At 35.6% G+C, this 12,968-nt stretch carries 12 protein-coding genes; 10 read left to right on the top strand and 2 right to left on the bottom strand.

What is annotated here, in order from left to right; genetic code table 11:
- Positions 1–125 precede the first annotated feature (125 nt).
- From istB to ACW6NC_RS11585, 9 genes are all read left to right on the top strand, one after another.
- Positions 126–863 carry an IS21-like element helper ATPase IstB gene (gene istB / locus ACW6NC_RS11625; protein ID WP_075327970.1) on the top strand — a complete coding sequence of 246 codons (738 nt, stop codon included), beginning with the start codon at positions 126–128 and terminating at the stop codon, positions 861–863.
- 35 nt (positions 864–898) lie between these two features.
- A complete protein-coding gene (locus tag ACW6NC_RS11620) occupies positions 899–1,270 on the top strand; it encodes a hypothetical protein (RefSeq protein WP_457866222.1) in 372 nt (123 codons plus the stop codon).
- Positions 1,271–1,284: 14 nt separating this feature from the next.
- Positions 1,285–2,427 carry a glycosyltransferase gene (locus ACW6NC_RS11615; RefSeq protein ID WP_457866221.1) on the top strand — a complete coding sequence of 381 codons (1,143 nt, stop codon included), beginning with the start codon at positions 1,285–1,287 and terminating at the stop codon, positions 2,425–2,427.
- The gene (locus ACW6NC_RS11610) at positions 2,424–4,664 is read left to right on the top strand and encodes a glycosyltransferase (protein WP_457866219.1); all 2,241 of its coding nucleotides are present in this window, start codon (positions 2,424–2,426) and stop codon (positions 4,662–4,664) included. The genes ACW6NC_RS11615 and ACW6NC_RS11610 overlap by 4 nt, the downstream gene beginning before the upstream one ends.
- A 117-nt stretch (positions 4,665–4,781) precedes the next feature.
- Complete coding sequence (locus tag ACW6NC_RS11605; RefSeq protein ID WP_457866217.1) at positions 4,782–5,888, top strand: glycosyltransferase; 1,107 nt, start codon at positions 4,782–4,784, stop codon at positions 5,886–5,888.
- Positions 5,889–6,061: 173 nt separating this feature from the next.
- The gene (locus tag ACW6NC_RS11600; protein ID WP_457866214.1) at positions 6,062–6,985 is read left to right on the top strand and encodes a GNAT family N-acetyltransferase; all 924 of its coding nucleotides are present in this window, start codon (positions 6,062–6,064) and stop codon (positions 6,983–6,985) included.
- Positions 6,986–7,087: 102 nt separating this feature from the next.
- A complete protein-coding gene (locus tag ACW6NC_RS11595) occupies positions 7,088–8,197 on the top strand; it encodes a hypothetical protein (RefSeq protein WP_457866211.1) in 1,110 nt (369 codons plus the stop codon).
- Between the two features lie 337 nt (positions 8,198–8,534).
- On the top strand, positions 8,535–9,497 hold the full coding sequence (locus ACW6NC_RS11590) for a polysaccharide deacetylase family protein (RefSeq protein WP_457866209.1): 963 nt from the start codon (positions 8,535–8,537) through the stop codon (positions 9,495–9,497).
- A gap of 85 nt (positions 9,498–9,582) precedes the next feature.
- The gene (locus ACW6NC_RS11585; RefSeq protein ID WP_457866207.1) at positions 9,583–10,455 is read left to right on the top strand and encodes a glycosyltransferase family 2 protein; all 873 of its coding nucleotides are present in this window, start codon (positions 9,583–9,585) and stop codon (positions 10,453–10,455) included.
- A gap of 24 nt (positions 10,456–10,479) precedes the next feature.
- Here ACW6NC_RS11585 and ACW6NC_RS11580 read toward each other — a convergent pair whose 3' ends face one another.
- Positions 10,480–11,418: a glycosyltransferase family 2 protein gene (locus ACW6NC_RS11580; protein ID WP_457866206.1), complete on the bottom strand. Its 939-nt coding sequence runs from the start codon at positions 11,416–11,418 to the stop codon at positions 10,480–10,482.
- A gap of 11 nt (positions 11,419–11,429) precedes the next feature.
- On the bottom strand, positions 11,430–12,095 hold the full coding sequence (locus tag ACW6NC_RS11575) for an acetyltransferase (RefSeq protein ID WP_457866204.1): 666 nt from the start codon (positions 12,093–12,095) through the stop codon (positions 11,430–11,432).
- A 247-nt stretch (positions 12,096–12,342) separates the two neighbouring features.
- On the opposite strand from ACW6NC_RS11575, the gene ACW6NC_RS11570 reads away from it, so the two are divergent.
- A partial coding sequence (locus ACW6NC_RS11570) for a hypothetical protein (RefSeq protein ID WP_457866201.1) occupies positions 12,343–12,968 on the top strand: 626 nt, incomplete at its 3' end.

Here is a 12,968-nt window from a genome sequence, read left to right as displayed (position 1 = left end):
AATAATCTGGACCAAAGCTCCCTGTTTTACCAGGACCTCGAAGAAGATAAACCACACATCCCGGAACACGATAACTTACGGGGTGCTTCTGCATATAAATAATAAACCATTTAAATCCAATGAATATGAATAACAATCAGACTATTGAAAAACTTAAACAAATGCGCCTGGGGGCTATGGCCCAGTTGCACCAGCAGCACATAAAGGACAATCGTATAGAGAATATCACTGCTGATGAATACCTCGCTCTGCTGATCGATCACCAATGGGAAGACCGGCAGAACCGGAAGATAGAGCGGCTCTTAAAACAGGCCGGCTTTAAACAAGAGGCGAACCTGGCCGATGTAAATTACACCCAGCAACGAAACCTGGACAAGAACATGTTTACCCGCCTGGGGACACTGGATTTTATCACCAGAAAGGAAAATATTATCCTTACCGGGGCGTCCGGGGTTGGCAAAAGTTACCTGGCCCAGGCTTTAGGTCATCAGGGGTGTATGATGGAATACAAAACCATTTACACCAATACTGCCCGCCTTTTTAAGAAATTAAAACTGAGTAAAGTGGATGGCACTTATCTTAAGGAACTTGGGAAACTCATTAAAGCGGATGTACTGATCCTCGATGACTTTGGCCTGCAGAGTTTTGATAACCACGCCAGGGAAACACTGATGGATATCATCGATGACCGGTACAACAAAGCTTCCACAATTATATCTTCACAAATACCTGTATCCGCCTGGTATGATATTATTGGGGAAGGAACTATTGCAGACGCTATCCTAGACAGGATCGTGAACTCCTCGCATCGGATCGACCTCAAAGGAGAATCACTAAGAAAAGGAGCTTTAAAGAACGAGTAACATTAATTTTTTATATAATTGCAGTATCTTTCAAAGTGGCACTGTTTGACCGAAACAGGTGGCACCATCACTCCGAAATAGCCAGGTTAAACCATTATGGGAATATTATAGTTAATCAGGGTGTTGAAATTGGAGATAATTGTAATGTTACCCATGGTGTGACCATTGGAAATGTAAGCAGAGGGAGACTTAAAGGTTGTCCGAAAATTGGAGATAGGGTATGGATAGGAGCTAATGCGGTAGTTGTTGGTAATATTAATATTGGAGACGATGTTCTTATTGCACCACTTAGTTACGTTAACTGGGATATTCCTAATAATGCTGTAGTTTCGGGAAATCCTTGTAAAATTCTTAATTATAATGGAAGTGGGGTTTATGTAAAAAACCTCTATAAACCAGATTACTAATAAAAATTAAATAAATGCCAAAAGTATTATACCTTATAGATACCCTGGAAGTCGGGGGAGCTGAAACCAGTATTTTGGAAATATCTTCCAGGTTAAAAGCCTGGAAGCCTTTGGTAGTAAGTATCTACAAGGGGAATACTTTGCAGGATAGATTTGAAAAAGCCGGAATTAAGGTTTATACGCTAAATCTTGAAGGCAGAATTAACTGGACAAGAGGGAAACTGAAAATAGACGCTATTATTAAAAAAGAAAAGCCTGATCTTATTCATGCTACCCTATTCAGGGCCGAACAATTTAGCAGAGTTTTAGGGAAACGAAATAATATTCCGGTTTTGAACAGCTTCGTAAATGATAGTTATTCTTCTGAACGGTTTAAATCAATACCATTAAGGCAAAAAATAGCCTTGCATCTGTATAAAACAATAGATAGGATTACAGCCCCAAAAGCGGATGCTTTCATGTCTCTTACAAGTGCTATTATTCCATCTAATACCAATGCATTGGGAATAGACCCTAAAGATGTTGAAGTTATTTACAGGGGGCGAAATATAAAAAAATTCAGAGCGAAAGCTGAAGAGCAAACTCTTAAATTATCTGAATATAATAATATAACTACAATTTTAACCGTTTCACGACTTCTTAAAAGAAAAGGTTACTTGGAGTCTATCTGTGCAATGAAGAAGGTAATAGGCCAGCATCCAAACCTTCAATATCTAATTGCAGGGGAAGGCCATGACAGGCAGTTGTTTGAGAATCTTATTCAGGACCTCGAACTTGAAGATAATGTCAAGCTTTTGGGCAATCGAAACGATGTTCCCGGTTTATTAAGAACTGCTGATCTGTTCCTTTTTCCTTCTCATTATGAGGGTCAGGGAGGAGCTTTAGTTGAGGCAATGATTATGGGCACACCTATCCTGGCATCCCGAATTCCTGTAATCGAAGAGTCAGTAAAGGATAATTATTCTGCTCGTTTATTTGAACTTAAAAATGTTGAGGATATGGCTCAACAAATCCTGTGGGCACTATCTCACCCGAAAGAAATGAAGAAATTAGGGGAAAATGCAAAGAAGGAGGCTGAGAAAAGATTCGAAATTGAAAACGTTGCCCGGGAACATGAAGAATTATATAACAGGATCTTAGAAAAATTTGGTGTGTGAAAAAGCTAAAGGTCCTTTATATAATTGATACCCTTGAAGGATATGGGGCGGAAAAGAGTTTGGTGGAAATAACCAGGCACCTTAAAAAAGTAACCCCGGTTTTTGTGCATATTTATCAAGGTGATATGCTCAAGGCCAGATTAGAAGAGGCCGGAATAAGGGTTCACTCTCTGGATCTAACGAAGAAATATGCCTTTAATTCTGCAGTTAAAAAGCTAAAAGCCATTTATATCCAGGAGCAACCCGATATTGTTCATGCTACTTTGTTTCGTTCTGAGATTATAGCCAGGAAATTAAAAAAAGTATTCCCTCAAATATTTTTAGTAGGTAGCTTTGTAAGCAATGCCTATTCCCCGGAAAGGTTTAGGAAAAAGGATACACTGGATAGACTTAAACTCTCCTATTTTCAAAATTTGGATAAACGATCTGCCTCCGTGGTAGACCACTTTATTTCAAATTCCAATACAATAAAGAAACGTACTTCCCGGACTTTAGGAATAGCAACAAATATGGTTAGTGTGATCTACAGAGGCAGAAAAAGTGCAGACTTTGATTCCCAAAAGGTTCAGGGTAATCTTCCATATTTAAACAACCAAAATCAAATATTATTAAATGTTAGTAGGTTAATACCTTTAAAAGGGCAACTGGACCTTCTAAAGGCTATGCCGGAAATAATTAAGAAATATCCTAAAATTCAACTAGTTTTTGCGGGCCACGGCAGTTTTAGGGAAAATTTGGAGCGAGCTGCCCACAAATTAGAGGTTCATGACCATATTCGTTTTTTAGGGAGAATTGATAATATTCAAAAACTTTTGGTTAAAGCTGATATTTTTCTTTATCCTTCCTATTCCGAAGGTCTACCTGGCGCGCTTATAGAGGCTATGATGGCCGAAAGAATAATTATTTCTTCTAACATTCCAGAGAATCTGGAATGTGTGGATGAGAATTGTGCATTAATCTATGAAAAAGGGAATATTGCTGAGTTGGCTGGGAATATTATAAAGGTTCTAAAGGATCCGGAAAAATATCAATTTTTGGCTCAAAATGCACGGAAAAAGGCAATTGAAAAATTTGAACTTGCTAAAGTGGTAGCGGAATATGAGAGCTTTTATTTAAATGCTATTGTTCCAAAAGAAAAGTGGGAATCGAGAGAAGTTCAGGAAAAAACGCTAAGAATTCTTCACTTAATTCAAAAACCTCAGAATCGCGGAGCTGAAACCTTTGCGAGTCAGTTAGCTAATCATCAAAATAATAAAGGAAATATTGTAAAATTGGTTTCGATTTTTTCGGGGAGCGCAAATATACCCTGGAAAGGGGAAGTAGAGAGTCTGGAAGCCTCCTCTAAATTGAGATTCCTGGATTATAAGGCCTGGAAAAAATTGAATAAGATAATTAGGGAATTTAACCCGGATATTATACAGGCCAATGCCGGGGATACTTTGAAATATGCGGTGTTTTCAAAAAAAATATTTGGTTGGAAAGTTCCTATAATTTTTAGAAATGCAAGTGAGGTGGGAAGATATTTAAATAGAAGTTATCAAAAAAAAATTAATTCCTTTTTATATCAGCATATAGATGCTGTAGCTTCGGTTTCAAGGGCTTCAAAAAATGATTTATTGCTTCATTTCCCTTTTCTTAAAGATAAAACCGAGGTCATACCTATAGGATTAGAGAAAACTACTATTCGAGCCTGCTTTAATTTTCCTGAGAACAAAAAAAATATTATTCATGTAGGGGGATTTAGCTTTGAAAAGAACCATAAGGGTCTTATTCGTATTTTTAAAAAGGTTTTAATTCAAAATGAAAATGTTATTCTCCACCTTGTAGGGGATGGACCACTAAGAGATTCGATTGAAAAGGAGGTTTCATTACAGAATTTACAAGATAAAGTGAAATTTTATGGTTTTATTGAAAATGCTTTACCTATGATATCGAAAGCGGATGTTTTAGTATTACCAAGCATCATTGAAGGATTACCCGGAGTCCTACTTGAGGCTATGTATTGTAAAACTCCTGTGGTTGCCAATAATATAGGCGGCATCAGTGAAATTGTAAATGCAGATACAGGAATTCTAATTGAAAGAGACCATGAGAACGAATTTTCAAAAGCTATTATTCAGGTTTTGAATGGAGATAATTCAAGCAGGATTGAAAAGGCTCATAGCTTAGTTCTAAAAAATTACCTGAATGAAAGTTTGATTCAAGAATTTGATAGGTTATATGAAAAAGTAATTTAATTCCTGGATACTTATCGATCTTTACCGATTTTCCATTAGTTCCTGTTTTTTCTTAATTAAATTCAAAAATCTTGGTAGCAAAAAGGATTGGCTTAACTTTGCGGCATTAATCGAATTATGGCAAAAATTAAAGTTCTTCACATAATAAAATCGTTGGGGAGAGGGGGAGCAGAGATGTTGTTACCCGAAACCCTTAAGCTGCATAATAAAGAAGATTTGGATTTTCATTATATCTATTTTCTTCCCTGGAAGGATCAGATGGTGGGAGCAATTGAAGATGCTGCTGGGAAAGTGACCTGCTTCGAGGCAAAAGATAATATTTGGTTGTTACTACAATATAAAAGAATTATAGGCTACTGTAAAGAGCATAAAATAGATATTATTCATTGTCATCTTCCATGGGCTGGCTTTGTGGGGAGATTAGTCCATAAAAAAACTGGAATTCCGGTGATCTATACCGAGCATAATATGCAGGAGCGTTATCATATCGCAACTAAAAGTATCAACAAAATTAGCTTTAATTTTCAAAGCTTGGCACTAGGGGTATCCCAAGATGTCACCAATTCCATCAAAAAAAATATTCAACCTAAAATTCCGGTTCGAACCATATTGAACGGAGTCAATACTGAGTCTTTTCAAAAAACAGATAATTCTGAAATCAGAAGAGAATTAGGAATTTCTAAAGACGCGATAGTAATTGGAAATGTTGCTGTATTCCGATTTCAGAAACGGCTTGTGGAATGGTTAAGAATAATGAAGAAAATTCGGGAACGGAATCCAAATGTTTACGGAATAATTGTGGGGGCCGGACCTTTGGAGGAGGAGGTCAAAAAGGAATGGAGTGAACTTCAGCTGGAAAAGTTTGTGTTTTTTCCCGGTCTGAAGACAGATGTAAAACCTTATTTTGGGGCCATGGATATTTTTATGATGTCCTCTTCTTTTGAAGGTTTACCCATTGCACTTCTGGAGGCCATGAGTATGGAATGTGCAGTAGTATCTACCGATGCTGGCGGTATAAAAGAGGTTGTAAGGAATAAAGAAGATGGATTGGTTGTTTCGGTGGATGATTGGCAGGAGCTTTCAGTTAAAGTTCAAAGCCTGATAGATGAACCGTCAGATTTAGTTAGATATAAATTAGCAGCCAGAAAAAGGGTTATTGAGGCATTTAGCCTTGCAACTATGGTTGAGGAGTTGGAAAACCTTTATAAGGAGTTTAGTGTTTAAGGTTCAGGGTCCAATGCTGGCTTGAGAAGGAGTGACGTATTTGGGGACTGGGAGATAGAGAAGAAGGGACTTGTAGTCATGGGGACATGAAGTTTGAAGAAATAAGTAAGAATATAAGCATCTTCACCAAATCCGAATAGTCCGTCAAAATCCATGAAATCAAAAAGATAAAAATGAAAATTAGAGAAGCCACTCACGATGACATCCCACAAATCTTAAGGGTTTTAAAAGCCAGTCTGGGAGAAATTTCTTCTAAAAAAACGGAGGAGGTCTGGAGGTATAAGCATATAGCTAACCCTTTTGGGGAGTCATTGGTGCTGGTTGCGGAAGAGGAAGGTGAAATTATTGGCGTGAGAGCTTTTATGCGATGGCAATGGCAAAAAGGGGAGCAGGTGTACTCAGCATTTCGGGCGGTGGATACCGCGACCCATCCTGATCACCAGGGAAAAGGAATTTTTAAGAAACTCACCTTAAAAGCTTTAGAGATAGGAAAGGAACGTGGAGATCACTTTGTTTTTAATACCCCAAATGCCCAAAGTAAACCGGGCTATCTCAAAATGGGATGGGAAGAAGTTAATAAGCTCAAAATACAGTTGCGCCCCCTGAATTTATTACAGCTTAAAAAGAAAGAATTCGATTATGGAATATCAGGAAATGAAAATATTGTTAAAGGACTTCTTAGTTCTTATTTCAATGAATTAAAAGCAGTTAACCGACTTTTTACCCCAAAAGATATGGATTATTTAAAATGGCGCTATCTGAATAATCCGTTACAAAATTATTTAGTGATTTTTGGTAAAGAATATTTTATTGCGGGGTACGTTAAAGAACGTAAAAGATTCAAGGAATTTAGGGTTTCAGAAGCTATTATTTCTAAAGCAGGAAGGAAATCTGCTAAATCGGCTATTCTGAAATCAGCAAAAACATCGGGGGCAAAGGTTTTAAGTATATCCCCCGATTTTGGACTTCATTTTAAAGCTGGGATTACCGGGAATTTTGGTCCCGTACTTACGTTTAAACCTATAAACCTTTCCCAACCTGAATTTTTAAAATTAAAAAGCTGGGCTTATAGTTTGGGTGATCTTGAATTATTTTAGATTATGATAGGAGCTCTTGTTCTCATTTTAGTCCTTTTTCTCATCAACCAGATACTCTTTAGCGGTTTTGAGAAAAAACATAGGTTTTTTTTAAAAAAACTTATGAATGGGCTTTATTTCTATCACATATTTTTTCTTCTTGTTTATTACGCTTATGCAACTTTTAACCGTTCAGATTCTAAACTATACTATGAGAGGCCACAATGGAAGGATAGTTGGTTTGAATATTTTGGCACTAGCACGACCTTTATAGACTTTATAGGTTGGCCATTTATTAATATTTTGGGGTTTAGTTATGAAATGATGATGGTGCTCTTCGCCTGGTTTGGATATATAGGTTTTTTATATGCTTATATGTTTTTCCGGGAAAACATCCCCATTAAAATAAGGGTGTTTAATATAGATTTTCTTACTCTTGTTCTTTTTCTACCTAATATGCATTTCTGGACTGCCTCCCTTGGAAAAGGAGCACCGATCTTTATGGGATTGATGCTGTTTGCTTATGCCATAAAGGATCCAAAAAGGAGATGGATTACTTTATTGCTTGGCTCTTTGATTACCTATTATATCAGACCCCATGTTTTTTTATTTGTAGCAGCGGGAACAGTATTGGGATTTATGACCGGGAAAGAAAAGATTGCATTTTGGAAAAAGCTTTTGATCTATATAGGAATGATAGGAAGTCTTCTTTTTGTCCAGGATACGATTTTGGGTGTGGCTGGGTTAAATGAGTCAGAGAATTTAGTACAGGGATTTGAGGATTTTTCAGAAGACAGAGCAGGAGAGTTATCTAAATCCGGCTCAGGAGTTGCCATGGCTAATTATCCTCTTCCCTTAAAATTATTTACTTTTTGGTTTAGGCCTTTGTTTTTGGACGCTCCAGGATTATTAGGTTTGATAGTATCTGTGGAGAATTTAATTTATCTTTTTTTGTTTTTTAAAATACTTAAAAAAGATTTTTTAAGATTTTTGAAAAAGGCCCCAATCAGTGTTAAGATGAGTATTACTGTATTCTTGCTGGCATCAATAGCAATGTCGTTTGTGATGTCCAACCTGGGTATTATTATGCGTCAGAAGTCGATGGTAATGTATTTTCTTTTTTTTGTCATCTATTATTATTTGGCGCAGAAGAAGTATGATAGGATTATGAAATTGAAACGTAGAAAGAAAACTTTAGAAGCAATGAAGTTACGTGAGTCGATAGTTAGTTAATTTCAGTTGTGGGTTCTCGGTTTTTCGGTTGCCCTTCGAGATTTTTGCTTTAGAACATTCATTGTTTAGTGTATAATCTTGTAAATCCCTGAAATAGGTGGCAGGAGTTTTAATTAATAAGTGTGTTCCCACTTTGTTAGCTCTGAGTTTGTGCAAATAATTTTTTAGTAAATTGATTTTTAATGGAAAATGGAGCTTTGGTGTATCCCTTGATTTCGAACTGCTTTGGGGAGTTTTTGATAAAGTTCCTCTTTCGCTAAAACTTCGGAGGGCGAATGGGGAAGGTTTAAGTCTATAAAGGATAAAATAATTGTTAGTTCAATTTTAAATGTAAAGAATGGAGAATGGTGCTTTGATAATATCATTAGATTTTGAATTACTGTGGGGAGTGTTTGATAAGGTCGACTGGAGGGAAAAGAAAGAATATTTTCGGAATACCAGAAAACTTATTCCTGAAATTCTTAATCTTTTTGAAAAATATGAAGTTCAATGCACCTGGGCTACAGTGGGAATGCTTTTTAATGAGAATTGGGAGGAGTGGAACCAAAATATTCCTGAAATACTGCCTGAATATGATAATAGGAACCTATCTGCATATTTATACGGTAAATCAATTCAGAGTACAGAGACGGAAGAACTTTGTTTTGCTCCAGATCTCATAAGACGGATTAATGATATTCCTGGACAGGAAATAGGAACTCATACCTATTCCCATTATTACTGTTTAGAGCCTGGCCAAAGTCCGGAGAGCTTTAGAGCCGATTTGGAAATATCCGGGAAACTGGCAAAGAAATCTGGAATAAAGTTGAAATCTTTGGTTTTTCCCAGGAATCAATACAATTCAAATTATCTTGAAGTCTGTAAAGATATTGGTTTACAGACTGTTAGGATCAATCCGGAGGTTTGGTATTGGGAGAATACCCAGCAAGATAGTATTCAGCAGAAAATTTTTAGAACTGGAGATGCTTATATTGGAATTAATAACAAATCTTATATGGATATTCCTGAAATAGCTCCTGGAATAACCGGGCAAAAGGCTAGTAGATTACTAAGGCCAAATTGCGGAAATAATTTTCTAGACAATACGCGTATTAAAAGGATTAAATCTGAAATGAGTACAGCAGCTAAAAATAACGAGATCTATCATTTGTGGTGGCATCCGCATAATTTTGGAGGAAAACCTGGAAATAATCTTCAGGATCTGGAGGACTTATTAAAGCATTTTCAATCCTGTAAGAATAAATTCGGATTTCACTCACTGAATATGGCTGGAGCTAATTCAGCTCCAGGAATTAGTTAGCATACATAAACTATTCCACCATCTTCAACTTTAAACTAAAAGATCTTGTACCTAACACAAGCATAGTCTAACCTAATCTAATTTCATGTCTCCTGCGATATCAATTATAACACCCACTTTCAATCGTGCCCATTTTTTAGGGCGAATGATAAAAAGTGTATTAGCACAAAGCTTTTCGAATTGGGAATTAATAATTCTGGATGATGGTTCAATTGACCATACAGAGGAGGTTGTAAAAACATATGATGATCCCCGAATTACCTATTTTTATTTTAAACATTCCGGAGCAGGGGATAAAAGAAATGAAGGTATTCGAAGAGCGAAATCTCAATATATAACCTTTATAGACAGTGATGATGAGGCATTTCCGGATTGGCTGGAGAAAATAAATGAGAAAATCCTGAAGAATTATAGTTTAATTTCTTGTGGTTACGAAAGAATACAATTAAAAACCAAAGATATTATTTTACCACAAGAAATGGGTAATCTTGATATTAAAGTAAATTTTAAATCAGGAACACTCTGCATTGAGAAAAAAGTGCTTCAGGAAGTTGGTGGGTTTGATCCCCGGCTGAAATCAGGATTAAATACAGATCTTATCTTGAGAATTTCACCTTACATTTTAAATAACAATTTTAATTTTATCCATATTGATGAAGCTTTAATTAGGGTTCATGAGCACTCAAAAAACCGTATACGAAATAATAACCAGGCTGTACTATCAGGAACATTAGCTCTCCTGGAAAAACACAAGCCTTGGTTCCTAAAGAACCCTAAAAAACATAGGGATTATTTAGGCGTAGTAGGCGTAGGACTTGCTATAAAAGGTAATTTTAAAGAAAGCAGAGATTTTTTTATTAAAGCCTTTAAAATAAAACCTGGGTTCAAAAATGGTCTTAGGATTTTATTTATTTCAATCCCTTTTTTACGTGGAAAACTATGGAAAAATGTAAAATGACCAAAAGAAGTTTTTGAATTAAAATTAGTTTAAATAATTCTTAACTCCATAAATTAAGGTATTTTGATCCATCTGTTTTATAGCTATAAAAATCAGCATTTTTGCCTGAGACTTTCTTGTTTTTTTGAAATGGCTATAAGCCTGCTTATTACAGTTTTTATAATATTCTTCAAGTTTTCTAAAAGTATTGAGTTTTAAAGCGAGTTGATTTAACCTGAATTTGGAACTCCAGATTCCACCACTATGCTTCCTGCTAATTGCAGGTCTTATTTCTTCCTGATAGTGTGCTTTTCCATAATTCCCTAGGATACTAATCAAGAAAGTATCAAGATTAAGGACTTCCAGTAATTCTTTTGGAATGCCATTTAGTTCATTTCTAAAACAGGTGGTAAGTAATAAAGGATGTTCGCGCAAAAATATAAGTTCATTTTTCCCAATATCAACTTTTGGTTGCAAATACGTTTCATCCTGTGGCGCAGTTATTTCATATTTTTTATTATAACTATGAAAACTTAAAACGAATTCAGTATTAACCTTAAGGAAATCAACCTGTTTTTGGAGTTTATACTCATCGGTCCAAAAGTCATCACCCTCACAAAATGCAATATATTTACCTTTAGTTTGAAAAAAACAATAGGCGGCATTAAAATTACCAGTAGTTATGTTTAAGACCTTAATTTTATTGAGTGGGTTTTGTAAAAAAAGACGAATTTTATCAGGATAATTATTAGCGTAGCTTTTGACAATTTCCGTAGTACCATCAGAAGAAGCATCTTCACCGATAATTATTTCATACGGAAATTCCGTCTTTTGACAAAGAATGCTATCCAAACACTGGGCAATAAAATCGACGTGCTGATAAGTTAGTACGATTATAGAAACTAATGGTTCCTTATTGACTTGGTTGGGAAATTCTTCGACAATATCTTTTTGGAATTTTGCCTTAAAATTTTGGAAGTCCATATTACAATTAGCTACAAATATTTACCATTTAAATCCTGATAGCTAAGGTTCCTTTTTTTCGCAGTTGTAGAGGAGTACACTTCGTTCTCCTTAGTGTTTTTAGTAATATTACAGCCCATACCTATAATATTTCTTTTTTCTATAATGGTATTGGGTTTTATAGCCGAATTAAGACCCAAAAAGGAATTATTACCAATTTTTGAATTAGCTCCTATAAAAGAAAGGCTGAGAAGCACATGATCTCCTATTTTTGAATGATGGCCAATTCTTGGACCAATCATTATGGTATTATCGCCAATAGTAACAAACGGTTGTATGGCTGTATCTTCCGATATAAAAACATTTGTGCCCAACTTTATGTTTTCCCAAACTGTTGCCTGAGAAGAGATAAAGTTAGCAAGTCTATACCCTTTTAATTTTGCTTCCTTAAAAATACGCTCCCTTAATAAGTCATTACCGATTGCAATGAATAAGTCATAATGCGATGGAGGGTGGGATTCTTCCAAAGTATTAAAATTTAAGATATCTAGTCCGTTTTGCGTTCCATCTTTTACATTTTCAAGATAAGAACCTTCTAAACAAAAAGCTTTGACCTCATAATCGCTATCTTGATCGAAGGCATAACGAATATATTCAGCAAAGTTTCCCCTTCCGTAAATGATGAGATTTTTCTGCATTCAAGTTTAATTATGATTCAAATATAGTTAAAACTAAGTGGTAGATCATCCCAATAAACTAACCATATTGGGATTTTAACAAATGTTTTAGAGGAAAATCTTTCAAAAAAAACATCAGAATAGCTTTGTTATTTCGGATCCGATCTTCTTGTCTTGAATTCATTACTTGATATCGAAAAATCATTGATTTACTGGAAGATATGCTCCTTATTCGGTAAATTAGATAAGTATATATAATTAAGATATCATGAAAAAGTTTGGGGCAATTCTGGTATCAGCAGTTATCTTTTCTTGTTCTGTAGAGGATGACTTTCTTCCTGTTGATGAGACTATCCAGGAAGTTTCTGCTGCTGTAGAGATAGATGGGTGTGAATCAATCTCATATCCTTTTGATGAGACCGGGGTAATGGAAATTACGAACGATGAAGAATTTATTTACATCAGTGTAACATCAGTAAATGATTTTGAACTTACTAGAATTCGGCTACATGTGGCCGGGGACATTGGTGACTTTCCTCTTAAAGGAAAGGGTAATCTACCTCCAGGACATATGGAGTACGATATGAAATTTTTTCCACCTGTTGGCGCTTACACCTTTAAATTTCCTATCTCTGAATATTCTGATCAAATCGCTGTAGCATCGTACTCAGAATTTCAAAATGGAGAGGAAAAATTACAAACCTGGGCGGGAGATCAATTTGTAAGCTATGGTAATTGGTATTATTTCAATTATTTATTTCAGGAATGCATTGATCCCTGTGAAGATTTTGATGCTGGGCCGGATAATTCAATGGACATTTCTCAAACTGAATTACCTAATTTAGATACTTATGAGGTGATTAATCTTTATAAAAGTTTATTAGGATCCTCTGT

The sequence above is a fragment of the Salegentibacter profundi genome (genome assembly GCF_054121475.1).
Note: the sequence above shows the minus strand (reverse complement) of the source record. Positions and strands in the feature narration are given on the sequence as shown.

Bases quoted from the DNA above. Each gene is read 5' to 3' on its own strand.
- ACW6NC_RS11600 (WP_457866214.1), top strand. From the start codon at position 6,062: ATGAAAATTAGAGAAGCCACTCACGATGACATCCCACAAATCTTAAGG.
- ACW6NC_RS11605 (WP_457866217.1), top strand. From the start codon at position 4,782: ATGGCAAAAATTAAAGTTCTTCACATAATAAAATCGTTGGGGAGAGGG.
- ACW6NC_RS11615 (WP_457866221.1), top strand. From the start codon at position 1,285: ATGCCAAAAGTATTATACCTTATAGATACCCTGGAAGTCGGGGGAGCT.
- ACW6NC_RS11575 (WP_457866204.1), bottom strand. From the start codon at position 12,095: ATGCAGAAAAATCTCATCATTTACGGAAGGGGAAACTTTGCTGAATAT.
- istB (WP_075327970.1), top strand. From the start codon at position 126: ATGAATAACAATCAGACTATTGAAAAACTTAAACAAATGCGCCTGGGG.
- ACW6NC_RS11585 (WP_457866207.1), top strand. From the start codon at position 9,583: ATGTCTCCTGCGATATCAATTATAACACCCACTTTCAATCGTGCCCAT.
- ACW6NC_RS11580 (WP_457866206.1), bottom strand. From the start codon at position 11,418: ATGGACTTCCAAAATTTTAAGGCAAAATTCCAAAAAGATATTGTCGAA.
- ACW6NC_RS11595 (WP_457866211.1), top strand. From the start codon at position 7,088: ATGAATGGGCTTTATTTCTATCACATATTTTTTCTTCTTGTTTATTAC.
- ACW6NC_RS11590 (WP_457866209.1), top strand. From the start codon at position 8,535: ATGGAGAATGGTGCTTTGATAATATCATTAGATTTTGAATTACTGTGG.